18 protein-coding genes are annotated in these 21,119 nt (G+C 66.9%); 9 read left to right on the top strand and 9 right to left on the bottom strand.

Annotated elements, in window-relative coordinates; translation table 11 throughout:
• Window positions 1–15: 15 nt before the first annotated feature.
• Window positions 16–459, bottom strand: a complete 444-nt coding sequence (locus A5760_RS23010) for a limonene-1,2-epoxide hydrolase family protein (RefSeq protein WP_064885112.1) — start codon at window positions 457–459, stop codon at window positions 16–18.
• 294 nt (window positions 460–753) lie between these two features.
• On the opposite strand from A5760_RS23010, the gene A5760_RS23005 reads away from it, so the two are divergent.
• Window positions 754–1,407, top strand: coding sequence for a heme oxygenase (biliverdin-producing) (locus tag A5760_RS23005; RefSeq protein ID WP_064885110.1), 654 nt, complete (start codon window positions 754–756; stop codon window positions 1,405–1,407).
• Between the two features lie 31 nt (window positions 1,408–1,438).
• Here the strand turns inward: A5760_RS23005 and A5760_RS23000 are convergent, their stop codons facing one another.
• Both A5760_RS23000 and A5760_RS22995 read right to left on the bottom strand, forming a co-directional pair.
• A complete protein-coding gene (locus tag A5760_RS23000) occupies window positions 1,439–2,200 on the bottom strand; it encodes an SDR family NAD(P)-dependent oxidoreductase (RefSeq protein WP_064885108.1) in 762 nt (253 codons plus the stop codon).
• 48 nt (window positions 2,201–2,248) lie between these two features.
• A complete protein-coding gene (locus tag A5760_RS22995) occupies window positions 2,249–2,713 on the bottom strand; it encodes a lipocalin-like domain-containing protein (RefSeq protein WP_064885106.1) in 465 nt (154 codons plus the stop codon).
• A 272-nt stretch (window positions 2,714–2,985) separates the two neighbouring features.
• Here A5760_RS22995 and A5760_RS22990 point away from each other — a divergent pair, with 272 nt between their 5' ends.
• The 3 genes from A5760_RS22990 (at window position 2,986) to A5760_RS22980 (ending at window position 6,042) form a co-directional block, all read left to right on the top strand.
• Window positions 2,986–3,669 carry a GAP family protein gene (locus A5760_RS22990; RefSeq protein ID WP_064885104.1) on the top strand — a complete coding sequence of 228 codons (684 nt, stop codon included), beginning with the start codon at window positions 2,986–2,988 and terminating at the stop codon, window positions 3,667–3,669.
• Window positions 3,670–3,721: 52 nt separating this feature from the next.
• Complete coding sequence (locus A5760_RS22985; RefSeq protein WP_064885102.1) at window positions 3,722–4,489, top strand: class I SAM-dependent methyltransferase; 768 nt, start codon at window positions 3,722–3,724, stop codon at window positions 4,487–4,489.
• 95 nt (window positions 4,490–4,584) lie between these two features.
• Window positions 4,585–6,042: an aldehyde dehydrogenase family protein gene (locus A5760_RS22980; RefSeq protein WP_064885100.1), complete on the top strand. Its 1,458-nt coding sequence runs from the start codon at window positions 4,585–4,587 to the stop codon at window positions 6,040–6,042.
• Window positions 6,043–6,047: 5 nt separating this feature from the next.
• Here the strand turns inward: A5760_RS22980 and A5760_RS22975 are convergent, their stop codons facing one another.
• Together A5760_RS22975 and A5760_RS22970 are read right to left on the bottom strand one after the other, a co-directional pair.
• On the bottom strand, window positions 6,048–7,283 hold the full coding sequence (locus tag A5760_RS22975) for an osmoprotectant NAGGN system M42 family peptidase (RefSeq protein ID WP_064885098.1): 1,236 nt from the start codon (window positions 7,281–7,283) through the stop codon (window positions 6,048–6,050).
• A 118-nt stretch (window positions 7,284–7,401) separates the two neighbouring features.
• On the bottom strand, window positions 7,402–8,283 hold the full coding sequence (locus A5760_RS22970; protein ID WP_064885096.1) for an HpcH/HpaI aldolase/citrate lyase family protein: 882 nt from the start codon (window positions 8,281–8,283) through the stop codon (window positions 7,402–7,404).
• A 185-nt stretch (window positions 8,284–8,468) separates the two neighbouring features.
• Here A5760_RS22970 and A5760_RS22965 point away from each other — a divergent pair, with 185 nt between their 5' ends.
• Window positions 8,469–9,392, top strand: coding sequence for a class I SAM-dependent methyltransferase (locus tag A5760_RS22965; protein WP_064885094.1), 924 nt, complete (start codon window positions 8,469–8,471; stop codon window positions 9,390–9,392).
• A 16-nt stretch (window positions 9,393–9,408) separates the two neighbouring features.
• Here A5760_RS22965 and zwf read toward each other — a convergent pair whose 3' ends face one another.
• On the bottom strand, window positions 9,409–10,908 hold the full coding sequence (zwf, locus tag A5760_RS22960; protein WP_064885092.1) for a glucose-6-phosphate dehydrogenase: 1,500 nt from the start codon (window positions 10,906–10,908) through the stop codon (window positions 9,409–9,411).
• A gap of 134 nt (window positions 10,909–11,042) precedes the next feature.
• Between zwf and A5760_RS22955 the strand changes: the two genes are divergently transcribed.
• Window positions 11,043–11,225, top strand: coding sequence for a hypothetical protein (locus tag A5760_RS22955; protein WP_040629827.1), 183 nt, complete (start codon window positions 11,043–11,045; stop codon window positions 11,223–11,225).
• Window positions 11,226–11,256: 31 nt separating this feature from the next.
• Here A5760_RS22955 and A5760_RS22950 read toward each other — a convergent pair whose 3' ends face one another.
• From A5760_RS22950 to hrpA, 3 genes are all read right to left on the bottom strand, one after another.
• Complete coding sequence (locus tag A5760_RS22950) at window positions 11,257–12,234, bottom strand: hypothetical protein (protein WP_064885090.1); 978 nt, start codon at window positions 12,232–12,234, stop codon at window positions 11,257–11,259.
• Window positions 12,235–12,298: 64 nt separating this feature from the next.
• A complete protein-coding gene (locus A5760_RS22945; protein ID WP_196772182.1) occupies window positions 12,299–13,825 on the bottom strand; it encodes an FAD-dependent monooxygenase in 1,527 nt (508 codons plus the stop codon).
• A gap of 114 nt (window positions 13,826–13,939) precedes the next feature.
• Complete coding sequence (hrpA, locus tag A5760_RS22940; protein ID WP_064885088.1) at window positions 13,940–17,920, bottom strand: ATP-dependent RNA helicase HrpA; 3,981 nt, start codon at window positions 17,918–17,920, stop codon at window positions 13,940–13,942.
• A 193-nt stretch (window positions 17,921–18,113) separates the two neighbouring features.
• Between hrpA and A5760_RS22935 the strand changes: the two genes are divergently transcribed.
• From A5760_RS22935 to A5760_RS22925, 3 genes are all read left to right on the top strand, one after another.
• Window positions 18,114–19,097 (top strand): GGDEF domain-containing protein, encoded by a 984-nt coding sequence (locus tag A5760_RS22935; RefSeq protein WP_064885086.1) that lies wholly within the window; start codon window positions 18,114–18,116, stop codon window positions 19,095–19,097.
• Window positions 19,098–19,170: 73 nt separating this feature from the next.
• Window positions 19,171–20,193, top strand: coding sequence for a YihY/virulence factor BrkB family protein (locus A5760_RS22930; protein ID WP_064885084.1), 1,023 nt, complete (start codon window positions 19,171–19,173; stop codon window positions 20,191–20,193).
• A gap of 59 nt (window positions 20,194–20,252) precedes the next feature.
• Window positions 20,253–21,026: an enoyl-CoA hydratase/isomerase family protein gene (locus A5760_RS22925; RefSeq protein WP_064885081.1), complete on the top strand. Its 774-nt coding sequence runs from the start codon at window positions 20,253–20,255 to the stop codon at window positions 21,024–21,026.
• The last annotated feature ends 93 nt before the right edge of the window (window positions 21,027–21,119 follow it).

Below are 21,119 nucleotides of genomic sequence, written 5' to 3'. Positions count from 1 at the left end.
TCCCTCGTGCGTAGCTCAATCGCCTAACGGCGCGAACATGAGCGCGGGGTCTATGCCGAGTTGTTGGGCGACGTGAGCGGTGTCCCAATACTCACGCCAGTGCGTGATCGCACCGTCGTGCACCTCGAACAGGGCCGTGACGTGGAACGTGACCGCGACGCCGTTGATGGCGTTCACGTCGACCCGCTCAACGATGACGGTGTCGCTGTCGGACACGATCGTGCGGATTTCGCTGCCCTCGATCATGCCCGTCGACAGGCTGTTGTGCTTCTCGAGTTCCGCGCGCGCCGCGTCACGTCCGTGGACGATCGGTGAGAGCGGCACGTGGAGTTGCCAGACGAAGTCCTCGGCCATCAGTGCGGTCATCGCGTCGATGTCCATGCTCCGGCCGTAAGCGGCATGTATAAAATCGGCCACGATCTTTTCGTTGTTGTTTTTGGTCGCAACACTTTTCGGCATCTCATTGTCCTTTAGGGGCGGTTACTGTTCGCTATTCGTCGAACTGTAGATGGCAGCCGCTCGATTAGGCGCTGATATACGAATCGCTTAGCGAAAGTTCAGGGTCGACGCAGCGTGATGATGGTGACGTCGTCGTCGGTGTGGCCCGATGCCATCGCCAAGCCATCAACGTGTGTCGCCATTCTGGACCAGGTCGGCCGCGGTCCGCATTTCCAACCGGATTTGCCCATCACTGAATCGCATCCGCCGCGACAACTCCCCCCGCCGCGATCACCAATGTAATCTGAGCAGGCCATGTGCTCGATCGCCCTCCCAGCAAGTCGCCGCCTGTCGGTCGCGATGAAGGAGGGCTCGGCGGCCGAACACGATGCCGCCGAGCAGAGCCCATTCATGTCCGAACTGCTCGCCGGACGGATTAGCGCGGCGGGCTATTCCGACTATCTGCTGCGGTTACGCGTGATGTACGCCGCCCTCGAGAACGCCGTGCGGACCCGGCGCGACGACTCCATGGTTGCCGCCGTCTACGACCCCGCGTTGGAGCGCCTCACGGCTATCGACGCCGACCTCGAACACTGGCTGCCCCGGGATGCCGCACGCGACGTCGACTCCCCCGCGGCGGCGGCCTACGCCGAACGGCTCGGCGCCCTCAGGTGGGGTGGGGCGCTGGTGGCCCACCACTACACGCGTTATCTCGGGGATCTCTCCGGCGGCCGGGGCATCGGCAAAATCCTGGATCGCACATTCGATCTCGGCGGCGCCGGCCTTGCGTTCTATGACTTCCCGGTGCGGCCCAAACCCTACAAAGACGCCTATCGCGCTCGCCTCGACGCCCTTCGCGCCGACACCGGCGAAATCGATCGCATCGTCGGCGAGGTGAAATTCGCGTTCGGCCTGAACCAGGCCATCTTCGATGAATTGGCCGACAGCATCGCGGAACCTCAGCGCTGACGCACGCCTATGGGCCGGCCCGGCGAAACTGTCAAACTTGGTTGAATCCGCCGTCGGCGGTGACCGTGGATCCGGTGCTGAAGCTGGACAGATCGCTGGCCAAAAACACTGCCGCATTGGCGATCTCGGTGGGATCGGCGAAGCGGCCCAGCGGGATCGTAGTGATGCGTTCGGCGCGGAACTCTTCGATCGAAGCGTCGGGATCGGTCTGCGCGGCCAATGCGTTGCTTCCCGGCGTGGCTGTGGAGCCGGCCACGATGACGTTGACCCGGATGTTGCGGTCAGCGAGTTCGTTGGCCCATGCCCGGGCCAGTGACCGGACGGCCGCCTTGGTGGCGGCGTAGATGCTGAGCCCGGCGCGGCCCCGGTCGGCGGTGGTGGAACCGGTCAGGATGATGGAGGCGCCGTCGTTGAGCAGCGGCAGCGCTTTCTGCACGGTGTAGACGACTCCCTTGACGTTGGTGGTCAGCAGCGCATCGAGGTCGTCGTCGGTGATCTCCCCCAGTCGCGCCACCCGCGTCAATCCGGCGTTGGCCATCACGATGTCGAGACCGTTACCGGCGGCCGCGACCTCGTCGTAGAGCCGGTCCAGGTCCTCCGGTCTTCCGACGTCACCGCGCACTGCGGTGGCGCGCGGGCCCAATTTCCTTGCCGCCTCGTCGAGTTCGGGCTGACGCCGGCCCGTGACGAACACCCGGTCGGCGCCCTCGTCAAGGAACCGCTGTGCGGTGGCCAGCCCTATCCCGGAGTTGGCGCCGGTGATGACGGCGGTCTTGTTGTCCAGCAATCCCATTCGGTTCTCCTGAGGTGCGCGGCCGAAATTGGCGTTCTGCTCCCCCGGCTATCCCTGTTTCGCACGCTGCCAGATCAGGCGTCCGTTGCGGAGCTTGCCCTTGATCAGCACCGGCTCGGCGGGGCCGAGCTGCAGGCGGTCATCGCCGACTTGCGCTGCGCGGTACTGGGTTCCGCCGATCCAGTTGGGTAGCAGGCTGACATCCACGTGGTGGGCGATCACGCCGTCGTCGAGAACGCTGTACGGGCCGGCGTAGGCCAGATACCCCCTGGCCGCCGCGGCCAATTCGTCGTCCGTGGCGATTTGAAGGTCGCCGCGGGCGGTCGGCGCGCGGTCCGCGCGCATGAGCTGGGCGGACATGTAGCCGTCGGCGGTGTACATGATGATTCCGCGGGCGTCGGTTCCCAGCGGATAGCGCACGTTCGAGCCATCCACGTCGGAGCTCTCGTATGACTCCAACGTCCAGGCCCCGACGAGGTACTCACGTAGATCCTGCGTGGTGAGTGTGGTCATCGTTGGCGCCCCTCTGTGATGTGTTGTCACCGCTTGACCGCGTCGATCGCGGTATCGAAATACGCGCGCCGCCGACGCATCGATATTGCCGCGCATTACCTGCCCCGACACCATCGGCCCCCGTCCCCCGTGACAAGCGGCAGCCTCGCCGACAGGTTCTCACTCGAACTAAAGTCTGCAGCATGATCGCCGCTTTGGTCCTGTCGCCGTGGTCAGCGGGCCGCCCGCCGCGGGCAGCCGATGAATCCGCACGGTAGGCCCGGTACAGACGCGTGGCGGCCCTGGCGTTGGCGCTTGCCGGACTGGCGTTTCTCGACTCGCTCAATGTGCTCAACGTCGGAGTGGTCTCGGCCGTCATCTTCGACAGCCGGCTGGGGCGCCGGTCACCAATTCCCGGTGCGCTGAGCTACATCGCGGGCGTGTTCGCGGTGACGACCGCCTTCGGCGTGTGCACCGTGCTGGGCATCGGCTTCATCACCGAGGTACTCGACTTTCACCTGACGCCGGCCATCCGGTTCCGGGGCGAACTGCTGCTGGGGGTCGTCCTGATCGGTTTGGCCTACTTCCCGCTGACCGCACAATCATCGGCACCCGGCTGGGCGCTGGCGGCGATGCGGCAACGGCCGTGGCTGCTCGGATTCCTGGGGCTGGCGGTGGGCAGTGGACAGGCCCCGACCGCCGTGCCATACCTCACCGGATTGGCGATGCTCGCCGCGCTGCACCCACGACCGCCGCTCTGGCCACTGGTCATCATCGCCTATTGGGCGATCGCCCTGTCGCCGCCGCTGGTGATCCTTGGGCTCTCGATGAGGAAAACCATGCGAGCCAAGCGCATTCAGCGCGCGATCGTCCGTGCGCTCACGCGCTACGGGCCGATGTCGGTGAGGCTGTTGTTCCTGGTTTTCGGAACCGGGCTCATCGCCGATGCACTCGTCAATCACAGCGCACTCTGGTGATGCACCACAACTTCTCATGTCTTGCACAGCGAGCCGGATTACCTTGTCGCGTGTGACTGATCGTCGAGAGCGCGCAATGTCCTTCGGTTCGATCGCCGAGGACTACGACGGGCTGCGGCCGCACCCGCCGCAGCAGGCGGTGGACTGGTTGTTGCCACCTGGCTGTGAGGTGGCCGTCGACGTCGGTGCGGGCACCGGCTTGTTCACCCGCACACTCGTCGGCAAGGCGGCGCGCGTCGTCGCCGTCGAGCCCGATGCGCGGATGCGCGCGGTGCTGGCCGAGCGGTCTCCAGGGGTTCGCGCCGTGGAGGGCACCGGCGAGGCGATTCCCCTCCCCGATGACTCCGCTGACGCGGTGTTCGTCTCGTCGGCGTGGCACTGGATGGATCCCGAACAGGCGGTGCCGGAGATCGGCCGGGTGCTGCGCGACGGCGGGCGGTTCGGGCTGATCTGGACCAGTCGAGATCGCGCCGTCGACTGGGTTCGCGACCTCGAGGTGCTGCCCAAAGACGACGCCTCCGAACTGGATGCGCCCGACCGCTTCCGCCGGCGCCACGAGAACGTCGTCCTGCCCGATCCGCAGATTTTCCACCACGTCGCGCGGGAGACGTTCGGGTTCGTGCGGACGATGAAGATCGACGACGTCGTCGCGATGCTCGCCACCTACAGCCGGGTGATCATCGCCTCTCCGGATGACCGCGCGCAGCGGCTCGACAACGCCCGATCCGTGCTGGCCGAGCGTTTCCCGGGCGCCGAAGCCATCGACATGCCGATGCAGTCCCGGTGCTGGCGCGCCGACCGGATCGCCCGCGGCCGCTAGCCCCCGCGCTGGGTCGCTTTTCTTCCGAATGTCGTAGACAGCACAGGGTTAAGCGCGTAACTTCTGCCGCAACCAGCCCGGCGAGGAGGAGACGCATGACGGTGCAATCCGTACTGGACGAGGTTCGGGAACGCCCCGGTACCGGTGACGTGATCCCGATCTTCGATCCCTCCACCGAGGAACAGATCAGCTCGTTCACCGACTGCGGCACCGAAGCCGTCGACGAGGCGGTTGCGCGTGCGAAAGCCAGCGCGGAGTCCGGGATCTGGTCCGGCAAGCCCGATTACGAGCGGGCCAAGATCCTGTGGCGCGTCGCCGACCTGATCGACGAGAACGCCGAGCTGCTCGCCGAGCTCGAAATGCTCAACGCCGGAATGTATCCCGCGCAGGCGCAGATGCAGGTGAAGATCGGCGCCGAGTGGTTCCGCTACTACGCCGGCTGGTGTACCAAGATCGACGGCATCGCACGGGATGTGAACACCGGCGGCCTGACCGGTGTCGACTCCCACATGCACACCTACACGGTGCGCGAGCCCTATGGCGTGGTGGGGCTGATCTTCCCGTGGAACGGGCCGGTGTTCAATTTCTGCGCCAAGCTCGCGCCGGCCTTGGCGGCTGGCTGCAACAGCGTGGTCAAACCCGCTGAGGAGACACCGCTTTCAGCGCATGTCCTGATGCGCCTGCTGGCCGAGGCCGGCGTGCCGGACGGCGTGGCCAACCTGGTCAACGGTTACGGGCACACCGTCGGCGCGGCCATCACCGCGCACCCCGACGTGGAGAAGGTCGCCTTCACCGGCTCGACGGAGGTCGGCCGCGCGATCGTGCACGCCTCGGCGGACAGCAACCTCAACAAGGTCACCCTGGAGCTCGGCGGCAAGTCGCCGGTGCTGATCTTCGACGACGCGAAGCTGAAGAAGGCGATCCCGATGTCGGCGTTCGGCACCTTCGTCCACTCGGGGCAGGCCTGCGTCTGCGGCTCGCGCATTCTGGTGCAGCGCGGCGTCTACGACCAGGTCGTCGAGGGCATGGCGAGGGTCGCCAACGCCATGAAGATGGGCGGCCCCAAAGAAGAGGGCACCATGAGCGGCCCGCTGATCAGCCAGAAGCAGCTCAATCGCGTGCTGGGTTACCTCGAACAGGGTAAGTCCGACGGCGCGGAGATCGTGACCGGTGGACACCGGCTCGACCGCAAGGGCTACTTCGTGCACCCGACGGTCGTCACCAATGTCGATCCCGACACCAGCCGGCTGTTCCAGGAGGAGATCTTCGGGCCGGTCGTCACGATCCTGCCCTTCGACGACGAGGATGAGGCCGTCGCGTTGGCCAACAACAGCACCTACGGGCTGGCCGCCACCGTATGGACCAAGGATCTTGGCCGCTCCCATCGACTGGCCAAGCGGCTCAAGGCCGGAACCGTCGGGCTCAACTGCGCCTTCCCGTACGACCACTCGATGCCGTTCGGCGGCTACAAGCAGTCCGGCTGGGGCCACGAGTCCGGCAAGGCCGGCATCGAGACCTACCTACAGACGAAGATCGTCTGGGCCCAGATGTAAGGGCCTCAGGCCTGGGGTCCCTCCGAGGGTGGCCAGACCGTCCCGGGCCACGCTTCGCCGGGGCTTTCGAAATCGCCGCGAGACAGCGGCACCCAACGCTCAATGGGCGCGGGCTGCTCAGACGATGGGAAGTCACGCAGGTCGCCCGTCGGCTTGGCGTCCCACTCGGCGAACGTCAACGGTGTCTGCAGCCAGGCGTGCAAGAGGTTGTAGGCGGCTTCCAGCGAATCGATGTGGGTGCGTTCCCAGCCATGGCTGCCGTCGAGCCCGAAGCCGACCAGCGCCGCGCGGGTGTTGGCTCCCGCCTCGATCGCCGCCGCGGCGTCGGATCGGTAATAGCGAAAGATGTCACGCGCGAACGGTATTCCCCGCTCCTGGGCGAGTCGGCACAGTTTCCGGGTCAGGTGGTAATCGAACGGGCCGTGCATGTCGGCCATCGGGATCGTCACGCCGTCCTCGAGAGAGTGCTGGCCGGGCGCGCACACTGCGTTGTCCACCGAGACCAGCTCGGCGACATCCGCGGGTAGGCCGTGACTGGCCCCGTGGCCGACCTCCTCGGTGATCGTGACCATGATCGTGGTGCGGTGTGGCAGCACCACTTTGTTCTCGGAGAAGTTCTTGGCCAGTGCGAGCGCGATCGCGACGCCCGCCTTCCCATCCAGGTGACGGGAAACGATGAAGCCGTCGGCGGTGAGCTCGGGACTGGTGATCAGGGCCACGAAATCACCGACCTGCAGGCCGAGCCGAACCAGGTCGTCCCGCGTCGACACCCTGCGGTCGATGCGAACCTCGACGTGCTCCCAGTTCGTGGGTTGGGTGTCGATCTCGTCGCCGAACGCGTGCCCACTGGACTTGAGCGGCATGACCGTGCCGGTGATGAACTCGTCGGGGTCGTCGATGAAGATGCGCACCCGGGCACCCGCGGCGAAGCGCGCCGAAAAGGTGCCGACCGGAACGATCTCGAGGCGGCCGTTGTCCTTGAGGTTGCGGACCATGCAGCCGATGGTGTCGGAGTGAACCACCAGTGCCCGATCGATGGTCGCCGACTCGCCCGGAAGTTCGGCGGTCAACGCCCCGCGCCGGGTCAGTGTGAAGGGCACCCCGAAGTGGTCGAAAATGTCGCCGATCACCTGCATCACCGCGTCCGTGCGCCCCGCCGGGCTCGGGGTCTGCAGTAGCGCGAGCAGCGTGTCGATCATCCACGTGCGGTCGGCCTCGGCCATGGCCGCGGTCTGGCCCACGTCATCTCCTCTCGAGTCGTCGCCGAACGCGTTCAACCTACCGTGTGCCCGGCACCGAACGCCCGTTGCGGGCCGCCGTCGCGCACCCGCCGCCGCGCGCCCTGATGTGTCTACTGCCCTAGGAGGCGGATTCCATCGCCGAGATCAAATCCGCCAGGGTGAGCGTTCGCTGGGCGTCGCGGACGTGCAGGCTCTCGATCATGCGGCCGTCGACCGTGATCACGCTGGTCCCGGCCGCCTGAGCCTGCTCGTACGCCGACACGATCTTGCGGGCGTCCTCCAGCTCCTCCTGTGACGGACCGAACAGCTCGTTGGCGGGGGCGATCTGCGACGGGTGGATCAGGGTCTTGCCGTCGAATCCCATTTCGCGGCCCTGGTGGGCCTCGGCCCGGAAGGCGCCCTCGTCGCTGATGTCGTTGAACACGCCATCCAAGATCACCTTTCCGGCCGCCCTCGCTCCCAACAACGCCAGGCCGAGGGCGGGCACTGCGGGTGCGCGCCCGGGGACGTGCAGCCCGTGCAGCTCGTTGACCAGGTCGTTGGTACCCACCACCAACCCGGCCAGGCGATCGCTGGCCGACGCGACCTCCTCGGCCCGCAGAAAAGCCCGGGGCGTTTCGATCATCACCCACAGCTGCAACGATTTCGGCGCTCCCAAGGAGTCGAGCGCCTCGGCCAGAGCTTGAACCTGTTGACCCGTCTCGACTTTCGGCACCAGCACGCCGTCGGCCGTCGACCCGGCCACGGCGGCCAGGTCGTCCTGGTGCCATTCGGTGTCCAACCCGTTGATCCGTACCACGACTTCGCGGGGCCGGTAACTCTCCGACGAGATCGCGTCGCACACCTTCGCCCTCGAATCAGCTTTCGCGTCGGGTCCCACCGCATCCTCGAGGTCGAATATCAGCACGTCCGCCGGCAGCGACTTACACTTCTCCAGCGCGCGCGGCTTGTTGCCGGGCAGGTAGAGAGCGGATCGGCGAGGGCGCAGGGTCGGTGCCATGGAGTGATTCACTTTCCGGTCGTCGTGCGGCGGGGACGGGAGTCAGATGCCCGCGCGACGGGTGCGTGGTGCGCGCGGCCTAGCCAGAAAGTACCCTTCGGTACCGGTGGTGTAGTCGCCGGTGGTGAGCGGTCCAGAGGGCGAATTGGCCGACGCGGCGGGTGGATCCCGGAAGGGGAAAGCGAATGTCATCATCTGGCTCGGCGCGTACCGAGGGCGACAGCTGGGACCTGGCCTCCAGCGTGGGGGCGACCGCGACGATGGTTGCGGCCTCCCGAGCGCTGGCATCACGCGAGCCCGATCCACTACTCGATGACCCGTTCGCCGAGCCGTTGGTGCGGGCGGTCGGGCATCCCTTCTTCACTCGCATGCTGGACGGTCAGATCCCGCTCGACACCGACGACATGCCGATGACGCTGCAGCAGCGGCGCGAGCAGATGACGGTGCGGACCAGGTTTTTCGACGATTTCTTCGGCGCCGCCACCGCCGCCGGAATCCGGCAGGCGGTCATCTTGGCCGCCGGACTCGACGCGCGGGCCTATCGATTGTCGTGGCCATCGGGCACGGTGGTGTTCGAGGTCGACCAGCCCGAAGTCATCGCCTTCAAGACCGCCACGCTCGCCCAGATCGGCGCGGAACCGACCGCCGAGCGCCGGACCGTCGCCATTGATCTCCGCGACGATTGGCCAACGGCGCTGCGCGACAGCGGCTTTGACACCGACTCCCCCACCGTGTGGATCGCCGAAGGCTTGCTGCCCTATCTACCGCCCGATGCCCAGGACCGACTGTTGGACAACATCACCGCGCTCAGCGCGCCGGGCAGCCGGCTGGCCACCGAGAACATCACCGACATGAGCGTCTTCACCGACGAACGGGCCCGGGCGATGCGCAGCACCTGGCGGCAGCACGGACTGGACATCGATGTCGCCGAGCTGATTTGGCTCGGGGAGCGCCGCCCCGCCGCTGAGCACCTGGGTGCCACCGGCTGGAACGTCACCCGCCACCCCACCGAACAGGTCTATGCCGATTACGGATTCGTGCTGCCGGACAACGAAATCCTCAAACAGTTCCGTCACGCAATCAGTTACCTCAGCGCCGAATTGCACTGAGCTCGAGGCGCTTCCGCTAAGGCCTGGCCTCGCGCCACTCTCGCTCGAACGGCAGCCGCCACGCATTCGGCGCGATCAATTGGTGAATCGCGTTGGGGCCCCACGTGCCCGGCTGATACAGCTTGGCCGGCGGCGGATCGGTGAGCAGATCTTCCGAACGCTCCCACAGTGATTCGATGCCTTCGGCGGTGTTGAACAGCGTGTGGTCGCCGCGCATCGCATCCAGGATCAGTCGTTCGTAGGCCTCCAGCACATCGACGACGGTCTCGATCTCCTGCGAGGAGAACTGCATCGACAGCTTGTCCAGCTTCATGCCGGGTCCGGGCCGCTTGCCATAGAAAGACAGCGACACCTTCGAATTGTCGGCAAGGTCGAACGTGAGGTGGTCGGGACCCTGGGTGCCTACCCCGGATCCGGGTGGGAACATAGTTCGCGGAGCCTCTTTGAACGCGATCGAGATGATCCGGATGCCCTCGGCCATCTTCTTGCCGGTGCGCAGATAGATGGGAACCCCGGCCCAGCGCCAGTTGTCGATACCGACCTTCAGCGCGATGAACGTCTCGGTGTCGGAATCCTTTGCCACTCCAGATTCTTCGCGATATCCGTTGTACTGGCCGCGAACCACATTGGCGGGTTTGACCGGCAGCATCGACCGGAACACCTTGTTCTTCTCTTCACTGATGGCGAACGGTTCGAGCGCCGTCGGCGGCTCCATCACCACGAACGCCATCACCTGGAACAGGTGTGTCACCACCATGTCCTTGTAGGCGCCGGTTTCTTCGTAGAAGTTCGCCCGTTGATCCAGGCCCAACGCCTCGGGAATATCGATTTGGATGTGGTCGATGAAGTTTCGGTTCCAAATGGGCTCGAAGAGGCCGTTGGCGAAGCGGAACGCCAAAATGTTCTGTGCGGCCTCCTTGCCCAAGAAGTGGTCGATGCGGAAAATCTGGGATTCCTCGAAGGTTTCGTGCACGAAGTCGTTGAGCGCCACCGCGCTGGCCAGATCGGTGCCGAACGGTTTCTCCATCACCAACCGTGAGCGTTCGACAAGCTTGGCATCGCGCAGCATGGTGATGACGGCGCGCGCCGCCTTGGGCGGCACCGACAGGTAGTGCAGTCGCCGGACGTTCGGCCCCAGGTTGTCCTCGGCCTGCGCCACCGCCTCGGCCAGCGCCTCGGGCCCGGCGCCCTGCGGGACGTAGGTGACGATGTTGGCGAAGTTCGACCACTGTTCGGTCGTGAGCTTGTGGGTGCCGAAGGAATCGATCGCCTTCTTGGCGAGATCGCGGAATTCGTCTTGACTCAAGTCTTCCAGCGACGTAGCGACGATCTGAATATCGGGCGCCAGTTCGGACTGGTCCAGGTACGCCAGACCGGGGAGCAGCTTTCGTTTCGCCAGATCGCCCGTCGCCCCGAAAAGGACGATGACGTGCGGATCGAGCGGGTCGGCATGGTGGCGACGCTGGCGTGCGTCAGGAGCTGGGTAGGCGATGGTCTGAGGTTTCTCGGTAGCCACTCTTGCGATACTTCCATCGCGGCGGCGCTGTGTCTCGTTCGTTTGACGGCCTCTGGATCTGGTTAGCGAACGCGCGATCGGGTATGGAATAGCGGCGGGTTCCCGGCGCCGGGGCCCGTCCCCCACCAACGCCCATGGAAAGCGACATGACCAAACCCGACAAAGACCCGCTGAGCCGCGCTCAGGAGCTGGAAAACATCGTCGATCAGCTCGAGGAAAAGGTTACCGAGGAGAGCGAAGCCGAAGGCGTTCCCGGCAACCGCAGCGACCGGGAACAAGCGGCTGTCCGCGGCACGACCAGCGAGCCGCCGGACTAGCGGGTCGCCGGCCTGGCTCAGGTGAGCAGCGTCATTCGCTCGGTATATCGACGGCGTGTGCCTTCAGCGTCGCCAGCATCTCGGCCGTCGGCCATTCGTCGGCCCGGTAGCGGACCGGATTGATTCCCGCGACGGGAAGGATGCCCACCGCATCGACCACCGTCGGGAACGGCACGGTGAACTTGTCGGACACATTCGACGGCTCGCCGACCACGAACGTCACGTAATCGGTCTGCGGCAGCTCCCACGGGATCCCCTGCCCCCACACCGCATTGGTGCGCCGACCCCAGGCCGTCTCGATCATCTGCGCGTCGCCGACGTAGTGCGGGAACAGCTCGCGCTCATAGTGCTCCCGCAAGAATTCGGCCTGGTGCTTGTATTCCGCTGTGGCCAACAGGGTTCGGGCCCTCAACGCCAACCCGCGCAGGGGGTGCGGGCCTGCCTGATCGAACGGCGCGATGACGCTGCCCACAATGGTGTAGCCCTGCGGCGAGATGGGCTGATCGGCATCGAGGTACATCTGCTCGGCGACCTCGAAGAGGTCGGCGGCGTTGTCGGGCGCGTCGGTGCCCAGCAGTAACACGCCATCGCCCGGGAAAAACACCAGTGGGCGATGGCCGCCGGCGACCGCCAGCGAACCCAACCAGCCGGTGGCCAGGATCATCGAATCGATGTAGGTGCCGCCGTCCGCATCCTTCAACAGGTACTTCTCGCCCGGCTGGAAGGCCTGCTGGCGCGCGGAAAGGTTCTCCCTGGCCACCGCGAACGCCTGATCGCCGGTGATGCCCCAAGCGCCCGTTTCCGCCGGCGACACTATGGCCCGCACGGTGGGGAGGTCGACGACCACCACCTCGTTGATGAAGGGGAACACCGGGCGGACCCAGGGCTGGGCCCCGGTGTTGACCAAGCCGTTGACGTAGCTTTGCGGGCGCAGCACCGGCCGGAGCAAGGGTTGGGCCTCGGCCCAATCCACGGGCGGAGTCGGCGGTTGCTCGGTTGCCATGTCCACGGTCGGTGCTTCCTGCTCTTGAACAGCGAACACGCACGTTACACCCTGCGCCGGCCAGCACAAGTCACCCTTTTTGGTCGCCTCGCGTCGCGGTGGCCGGCCCGAACCAGGTGGCGAGCGCGTCGTGTAGCGCCGGGTCGGTGCCGTCGCCCGCCCAGGCGACGTGTCCGTCCGGCCGGATCACCACCACGGGCGGCACGGTCACGGCGCCGAGCACCGGAAGCACGCACCGGTCAACGGGTTTCGCGTCGACCGTCGGAACCCGGTCCGCCCAGGGCGCGATGTCGATGCGGCCGGTGTCGCCGAAATTGAGCAGCACCGGGCGGGCGTCCCGCAGCAGGTCGAACACGCGCAGCGACCCGTCGGGGGTGACCAGGTCCAGGTCGGGCATGCGGCGGCCGACCAGCGGGTGTCCCTCGCCCAGGTCGTAATGGATGTCCAGACCCGACATCATCGCGGCGAAGCAGGTGCGGGGCTGGTCCATGGCGAGAAGGTCGGACACGGTGTCGCGCAGCGCCTGGGTGCGTTCGTCGGGGTGAAGGAGCGCCATCTGCGCCAACGCGTTGCGCAGCACCCGCCGGGCAACCGGGTGCCGTTCGGCGTGGTAGCTGTCCAGGAGGCTGTCGGGCGATGTCTTGTTGACCACCTGGCCCAGCTTCCAGCCCAGATTCACCGCATCCTGCACGCCGGTGTTGAGGCCCTGCCCGCCCACCGGGTGGTGGATATGTGCGGCGTCGCCGGCGAGCAGGACCCGCCCGCGGCGGTAGGCGGCGGCCTGCCGCGCCGCGTCGGTGAACCGGGAAAGCCAAGTGGGACTGTGGATTCCGTAGTCGGTCCCGTAGACGGCGACGAGTGCCTGGCTCAGGCTGCGCAGCGTGGGTTCGGTGGCCGGTCCAAGCTGCGCCTCGGTGACCATCACCCGAACCGGTCCGCCCTCCTCGGCGGTGGACAGGGCATGCACGCCGATTGCGTCGTGGCGGATGCCCCACTGCGGGGATTGCCCGGTCCCGAAATCCATTTCGACCTCGGCGAGCAGATAGCTGGTGGTCGCGTCCCATCCGGGAAATTCGATGCCGGCCGCCTTGCGGATCACGCTGCGTCCTCCGTCGCACCCGACGAGATACTCCCCCCGCATGATGCGGCCGTCGGACAGTCCGACGTCGACGCCGCTGTGGTCCTGGGCGAAGGTTGCTATCTCTTTGTCGCGGTAGATCGGCACGCCGAGCTCGCCGACCCACTCGGCCAGGATGCGTTCGATCTCGTTCTGCCACAGCGCGAGCCCGTAGGGGTGCCGGGTGGGAAAGTCACTGATGTCCAGCCGGATCTGGGAGAATCCGGCGACCTGCGCCACCTGGCCCCGGGACAGGAATCGATCGGCGATGCCACGCTGATCGAGAACTTCGATGGTGCGGGAGTGCAGGCCGCCCGCCCGAGCTCCGATCAAGTCCTGGCTGGTGCGTCGCTCCACGATGGCGGCGTCGACCCCGGCCAAAGCCAACTCGCCCGCCAGCATCAGCCCGGTCGGGCCGCCCCCGGCGATGAGCACCGCGTGCTCGATGCCGCCGTTCTCCGATGCCCCCGAAACTTCCACTTCGCCACCCCAATTCGCCTCAATTCCGGTCGAGGACAGCGATTTTGCATCATCACCCGGGTCTTGCGGCAAGCCCCCATATGCGCTATAGGTTGAAAGTGGCGGGGAAAATAATCACCAACGGTCGCGCACCGCGTCGATCGCGCGGTAGATCCGCTGCTCGCTGACCGGCCGAGGCGTGCCGAGTTGCTGGGCCCACAGGCTCACCCTGAGTTCCTCGATCTGCCGGGCGATATCGCGAACCTCGACGGCCGCCCTCGCCGGCTGCGGCAGCACATGCACCAGCTCGTCGAAGGCTTCCTGGACGGCGCGCACTCGTTGCATGCGCTCCCGATCGGCCTGGGCGGCGCGAGGCAGCCCCTCGAGGCGGCGACGAATCCCGAGCAGGTAGCGGGTGAGATCGGCGAGCCGAGCGGCCCCGGTGGCGGTGACGAAACCGGCGGGCAACAGCCGGTCTAACTGCGTACGAATGTCGGCGACCGCGTCGGTGTGCGCGGGCGGTGGATTCGCGGGCACCAGGAGCTGCACCTCCTGAGCGGTGGCCAGCACCTTCTCGACACGGCCCACGATGTCGACGGTGGTGGGCGGCAGGGACTTTCCCGCCCGCTGTTGCAGCGCAACGAACTCCGCGCGCGTCCACACCGGCGCCGACACGAGCGCGTCGGTCGCCGCGTCGGCGCAGTCGTCCAGCAGCGCGGGCAGATCACCATCCGGGTTGGTGCCGAGGGCGAGTCGGGTCCGTGGATCGAGTTGACGCGCAATGGCTTTGACCGGTGAGGCGACGCTCAGCCGCACCATCCGCCGGATGCCGGGTCCCATCGCGTGGTCCTGCTCGGCCGAGGTGGCGAACACACGAAGGTCGACGACGCCGCCCGCGTCGACGAACGCGGGAAAGCCCCGCACCGTGCGTCCATCAATCGTGCGTTCGACGACGCGCGGCAGTTCATCGAGGTCCTCGGGCCAGCCGCGCAACCCCGTCCGCTCCAGCTCGCCCGCGACCGCATGCGCGACAGCCTGCCGGGCCGGCGCCGTGAGCCGCTCCTGCAGCGCCCGCAGATCCTTGCCCCGGGCCACCTCGGCGCCGTCGCCGGACTCGACCGCGAATGTCACCCGCAGATGCGAGGGCAGCTTGTCCAGGTCGAAGGCATCGATGGGCACCAAAACCCCGGTGCGACGGCGTAACTCGCGTTGCAGCGCCGGCAGCAGCGGCTCGGCGGCCGGATCGATGGCCGCCAGCACCGCGCGGGCCGTGTCGGGGGCGGGAACGAAGTTGCGGCGCAAGTCTTTCGGCAGTGAGCGGATGAGCGCGGTCACGAGTTCCTCGCGCAGCGCCGGTACCTGCCAGGCGAACTCGTCGCCACCCAAGCGCGCCAGCACGTCCATCGGCACGTGCACGGTGACACCGTCGTCAGCGGCGCCGGGTTCGAACCGGTAGGTCAAAGGCAACGCGACATCGCCGGTGCGCCACGTGCTCGGCCGGTCCGCGTCGGCCGCCTCGCCGGTGCGCAGCAGGTCGGTGCGAGTGAACGTCAGCAGTTCCGGTGTCTTGTGGCGCTGCTTCTTCCACCAGGCGTCGAAATGCCGCGCGGAGACGACGTCCGCGGGGACCCGGGCGTCGTAGAGCGCGTACACGTCGTCGTCGCCGACCAGCAGGTCGCGGCGGCGGGCCCGCTCCTCCAGCTCCTCGAGTTCGGCCCGCAGCCGCGCGTTGTCCGCGAAGAAGTGATGGCGGGTGTGCCACTGCCCCTCGACCAGCGCGTGGCGGATGAACAACTCGCGCGCCACTACCGGCTCGATGCGCGCGTACCCGACGCGGCGGCGCGCGGCCAGCGGCAGCCCGTACAACGTCACCCGCTCGTAGGCCATCACCTCGCCGCGTTTGGCGTCCCAATGCGGTTCGCTGTAGGTGCGTTGCACCAAATCGCCGGCGACCCGCTCCACCACCTCGGGCTGGACGCGGGCGGCGGTGCGCCCGTACAGGCGGCTGGTCTCGACCAGCTCCGCCACGACGACCCAGCGCGGCGGCCGTTTGGTGAGCGATGAGCCGGGCGCCAGCACGAAGTGCGAGTTGCGGGCGCCCAGGTATTCGCGGGTGTCCTCGCGGCGCATGCCCACATGCGACAACAGCCCGGCCAGCAGCGCCGCGTGCACCCGCGCCGCATCGGCCGGCTCCTCGGATGCGCCGTCTTCGAAGATGCCCAGGTCGCGGGCGATGCTGCGCAGCTGCCCGACCAGATCCTGCCATTCGCGGATGCGCAGATAATGCAGGAACTCCGCGCGGCACATGCGGCGAAACACGTTGCCGGATAAAGACGTCCGCTGCTCACGAAGATAGCGCCACAGGTTGAGATAGGACATGAAGTCGGAGTGCTCGTCGGCGAAACGGGCGTGCTTTGCGCGGGCCGCCTCCTCGCGGTCGCTCGGGCGTTCCCGCGGGTCCGGGATCGTCAGCGCCGCGGCCAAGACCAGCATCTCGCGGACGCACCCCTCGGTCTGTGCCTGCAGAATCATCCGGCCCAGCCGCGGATCGACGGGCAGTCGTGCGAGGCGGCGGCCGAGATCGGTGATGGTGCCGTGCTGGTCGAACGCGCCGAGTTCGGCCAGCAGTTGCGCGCCGTCGCGGACGCTGCGTCGGTCCGGCGGATCGAGGAAGGGAAACTCCTCGATGTCGCCGAGCTGCAGCGCCGCCATCTGCAGCAGCACGGCGGCGAGGTTCGTCCGCAGTATCTCGGGTTCGGTGTAACGCGGCCGCGCCGCGAAGTCCTGCTCGGAGTAGAGCCGGATGCACACGCCGGGGCCGACCCGACCGCATCGGCCGGCCCGCTGCGCCGCCGACGCCTGTGAGATGGGCTCGATCGGCAGGCGCTGCACCTTCAATCGCCGGCTGTAGCGCGAAATCCGGGCATTGCCGGGATCGATGACGTAGCGGATCCCCGGCACGGTCAACGACGTCTCGGCGACGTTCGTTGCCAGCACGACGCGGCGCCCGGTATGGGGCGCGAACACCTTCTGCTGCTCGGCGGTGGGCAGCCGCGCGTACAGCGGGAGCACCTCGGTGTGTTTGATTCCACTCAAAGCCTCTGCGGTATCACGGATTTCGCGCTCGCCGGAGAGAAAGACCAGAATATCGCCCGGCGGCTCGGCCTCTAGTTCACCGATCGCGTCGACGATCGCCTCGACCTCGTCGCGGGTCTCGGTACGCACGATCTCGCGGTCGGGGTCGTCCGGATCGTCATCGGAGGCGGACGGCACGGCAATCTCCAGCGGCCGGTAGCGCACCTCGACCGGATACGTGCGCCCGGTCACCTCGATGATCGGCGCGTTCTCGCTGAGCACATGTTCGGCTCCACCGCTGAGCACATGTTCGGCTCCGCCGCTGAGCACATGTTCGGCTCCACCGAAGTGCGCCGCGAAACGCTGCGGCTCGATCGTCGCCGAGGTGATGATCACCTTCAGATCTGGTCGGCGAGGCAGCAACTCACGCAGGTAACCGAGCAGGAAGTCGATATTGAGGCTGCGCTCGTGCGCCTCGTCGAGGATCAGCGTGTCGTAGCGCAGCAGGCGGCGGTCGCGCTGGATCTCGGCGAGCAGAATACCGTCGGTCATCAGCTTGATCAGCGTGCGGTCGCTGACCTGGTCGGTGAAGCGCACGGTATAGCCGACGGTGTCGCCAAGTGGGCTGCCCAGCTCGTCGGCGATGCGCTGGGCAACGGTGCGGGCGGCCAGCCGGCGGGGCTGGGTGTGGCCGATGGTCCCGCGGATGCCGCGGCCGGCCTCGAGACAGATCTTGGGCAGTTGGGTGGTCTTCCCCGAACCGGTCTCCCCCGCGATCACCACCACCTGATGGGTCCGTATCGCCTCGGCGATTTCCTGACGCCGCTGGCTGACCGGCAGGTCGGGGTAGGTGATGGTGGGGACCGCGGCTTGACGGGCGGCGACGACCCTGTGCGCCGCGGCGACCTGGTCGGCCAGCTGCCGCAGTTTCTCGGGCGAGGCGCCACGGAGGTTCTTCAGGCGCCGGCCGATGCGGGCGGCGTCGCGCAGGGTCAGACCGTCGAGCTGTTTGCGCAACTGCGCTGCAGACGGTTCGGCCACTGCTGCAACGATAGGCGTCACCGGCAACGCCAGCCGTGAGGTGTCGGTGACGATGTGTTGGTCGACATGGTGTCAAAATGGCACTGCCGCAATTTGTCGCACGTCGCCATCACGGGGGGTGACGAGGAGATTTAACGGGATGCGCCATAGCTTCGGTGGCCCATACGGCGGTCGGGACACTCGCCGATATCGATTGCGGCTGCGCGCCGATGCCGGGAGCGTCTTCTACCGCACACAACAGGCGCGGATGCTACGAATCTTCTTCGGAGCCACCACATTCCTGTACGCCTACGGTGTGGTGTTCACCTTGTTCCCGATCCGTTCGGGGCTGACCCTGTCGAATCCGGCCGGGGGAATCGTTGCGGTCGGCCTCGGTTTCGCGGCGCTGGCCTGGCTGGCCGCCCGACCCGACAAACCCACGCCCGCGACGGTAGCGGCGATCGTGGCCACACCCATCGTGATGGCGTTCCATCGGGCGATCATTGCCGAGTTCGTCTGCCTGATCGCGCCGATGTTCCTGGCGATGTACCTGCGCGCCTTTTATTCGCCACGTCGCGGCGCGACCCTGGTCGCCGTCCTCACAGGGCTGTCCGTTGTGGCCCTCGCGCTCGCACCCACGCCGAAGTTATGGATCGACTACGTCATTTTCGTGATCGCGATCGTCGGAGCCGCGGAGTCTTTCGGGTTGCTGACGCGCGCCCTGGTCGCGGCGGCGTGCACCGATCCACTCACGGGGCTGCTCAACCGTGCAGGGTGGGAGATCGCCACCGGGGACCTGTTGACCCGATCCCGTTCGGATGCAATCACTGTCACCGTCATCGCGATGGACATCGACAACTTCAAAAGTCTCAACGACGCCCACGGCCACGTCGCCGGTGACCAACATCTGATCAGCTGCGCGGCTTTCTGGCGACAAGTCGCGCCCCCCAGCGCCGTTCTGGCCAGATTTGGCGGCGATGAGTTCGCGGTGTGCATCACCGACCGTCGTCCGACGGGTGCCGAAGCGGAGAAGTTCATTGCCAGCGTCCGCGAGCACACGCCGGGCACCAGCGTCGGCACCGCGTCGCGCAGCGGCGAGAGCGCCGACGTCACCTCGCTGTACGCGGCCGCCGACGCGAAGCTGTACAGCGTCAAGCGTGCGAGACGAGACCCCGATCTGCGGCCGTCGCGCGGTTGACGGCAGCTGAATCCGGGTATCACCCGGCGAGTGCATCGAATTGGATGCCGGCTGGTGGGGGAAGTGATCGGCGATGGTCGGTTGGCTGGACGAGCTGCAGCGGCGTAATCGAGTCGTCGGTGTGATCGTCGCCGTTGTCTACAAGTACAACGACGATCAGGGCGGCTACCTGGCCGCTCTGATCACCTATTACGGACTGGTGTCGCTGTTTCCGATGCTGTTGCTGTTGACCACCGGTCTTGGGGTGGTGCTGGCCGGCCGGCCCGATCTGCAAGCCCAGGTGCTGCACAGCACGTTGAGCCAGTTCCCGGTACTGGGCGCACAGCTGCACCACCCCGAAGGCCTCAGCGGAGGGGCGGTGGGCGTGATCGTGGGCCTGCTCGGCGCGCTCTACGGCGGTCTGGGGGTGGGGCAGGCGCTGCAGAACGCGATGGACACGGTGTGGGCGGTACCGAAGCACAAGCGCCCCAACCCGATCCGGTCCCGGCTGCGCAGCCTGATGCTGCTGTTGGTGCTCGGCTCGGCCGCCGTCGCCGCCACCTTGTTGGCCGCGGCGGGCCACGCCACCGGGTCCCTTGGCATCTCCAGCAAGATCGGTCTCGCGCTCGTCGCGGTGGTCATCAACGCGCTGATCTGCCTGGTGGCCTTCCGGGTGACGACCGCGCGGGCCCTGACGTATCGGCAGGTGCTACCGGGAGCGGTTGCCGCAGCGTTCATTTGGCAGATGCTGCAGTGGTTCGGGGCCGGCTATGTGGCCCACACCGTGAAACGGGCCAGCGCCACCAACAGTGTGTTCGCACTGGTGTTGGGGGCGTTGGCGTTTCTGTTCCTCGCGTCGGTGGCACTGGTGATGTGCGCCGAGATCAACGTCGTCTTGGTGGAGCGGCTCTACCCGCGCGCGCTGCTGGGCGCGTTCAGCGACGACGCGGATCTGACGCTGGCGGATCGGCGGACCTACACGAACAAAGTCAAAGCCGAACGGGTCAAAGCGTTCGAGCGGGTTCACGTGCATTTCGACGACGTCAAACGCCTTCCGTCGAAAACCCTTGGACGCCTTGGGAGATTCCATGACTCTCACCGCCCCCGCACGCCATGAGAACGCGTTTGTTCCCAGCTTATGGCGAGGTTGTGGGCCCGGACCAATAGTCTGCAGTGATGAGTCTGGTCACCTATGAGCTGCAAGACCACGTTGCGACCATCACCCTGAACCGCCCCGAGGCGCGCAACGCCATCAACGGCGCGCTGCGCCAGGACCTCAACGCCGCCTGGGATCGCTTTCGCGACGACCTGGACGCGTGGGTCGGGATCCTGACCGCCAACGGCAGCGTCTTCTGCGCGGGCGGCGACCTGAAGGACGGCGAAGGCTCGGTCGGCAGCTTCGGCGGCACCTTCTGGGAGAAGCCGACCATCAACTCGTTCGAATCCGGCATGGAATTGTTCAAGCCGACCATCGCCGCCGTGCACGGCCCGTGCATCGGCTACGGCGTAACAGGCGTGCTGTTCTGCGACTTCGTCATCGCCAGCACCGAGGCGACGTTCTGCTTCCCCGAGGTGTCGATCGGGGTGCCCACCATCGTCGGAGCCATTCGGCTCCCGCACCGGGTGGGGTGGGCCAACGCGATGGAGCTACTGCTGACCGGCAAACCCATGAGCGCCGAGCGGGCCAAGGAAATCGGTCTGGTCTGGAAGCTGGTCGAGCCCGACCAGCTGCAGGCCGAAGCCCAGGCCTGGGCGCGCACCCTGACCGAGGCCGCACCGCTGGCCCAGCGGGCGACCAAAGAAGTGGCGTGGCGAACCGCCGACATGGGCTGGATCGAATCCGTGCGCTTCGGCGAGACCATGCGCAAGGTGGCCGGTGCGACCGAGGACGTCGCCGAGGGGCTGCGCGCCTGGGCGGAGAAGCGCAAACCGCAGTGGCGCGGCCGGTGACGGTCGGTCCGGCCGGCGTCAGAACAGCGGCGCGGGCCGCAACGCGGCTCGCCGGGTCGGGCGAGGTGGAGATCACACAGCGCGGCAAGGTCG

It is taken from the genome of Mycobacterium colombiense (assembly GCF_001665835.1).
In the GTDB taxonomy this organism is placed as follows: Bacteria; Actinomycetota; Actinomycetes; order Mycobacteriales; family Mycobacteriaceae; genus Mycobacterium; species Mycobacterium colombiense_A.
This window is presented reverse-complemented; position numbering and strand designations above follow the sequence as displayed.

Bases quoted from the DNA above. Each gene is read 5' to 3' on its own strand.
- A5760_RS22930 (WP_064885084.1), top strand. From the start codon at position 19,171: ATGGTCGGTTGGCTGGACGAGCTGCAGCGGCGTAATCGAGTCGTCGGT.
- A5760_RS22955 (WP_040629827.1), top strand. From the start codon at position 11,043: ATGGAAAGCGACATGACCAAACCCGACAAAGACCCGCTGAGCCGCGCT.
- A5760_RS22970 (WP_064885096.1), bottom strand. From the start codon at position 8,283: ATGGCACCGACCCTGCGCCCTCGCCGATCCGCTCTCTACCTGCCCGGC.
- A5760_RS23005 (WP_064885110.1), top strand. From the start codon at position 754: ATGTGCTCGATCGCCCTCCCAGCAAGTCGCCGCCTGTCGGTCGCGATG.
- A5760_RS22980 (WP_064885100.1), top strand. From the start codon at position 4,585: ATGACGGTGCAATCCGTACTGGACGAGGTTCGGGAACGCCCCGGTACC.
- A5760_RS22965 (WP_064885094.1), top strand. From the start codon at position 8,469: ATGTCATCATCTGGCTCGGCGCGTACCGAGGGCGACAGCTGGGACCTG.
- A5760_RS22995 (WP_064885106.1), bottom strand. From the start codon at position 2,713: ATGACCACACTCACCACGCAGGATCTACGTGAGTACCTCGTCGGGGCC.
- A5760_RS23000 (WP_064885108.1), bottom strand. From the start codon at position 2,200: ATGGGATTGCTGGACAACAAGACCGCCGTCATCACCGGCGCCAACTCC.
- A5760_RS22925 (WP_064885081.1), top strand. From the start codon at position 20,253: ATGAGTCTGGTCACCTATGAGCTGCAAGACCACGTTGCGACCATCACC.
- A5760_RS23010 (WP_064885112.1), bottom strand. From the start codon at position 459: ATGCCGAAAAGTGTTGCGACCAAAAACAACAACGAAAAGATCGTGGCC.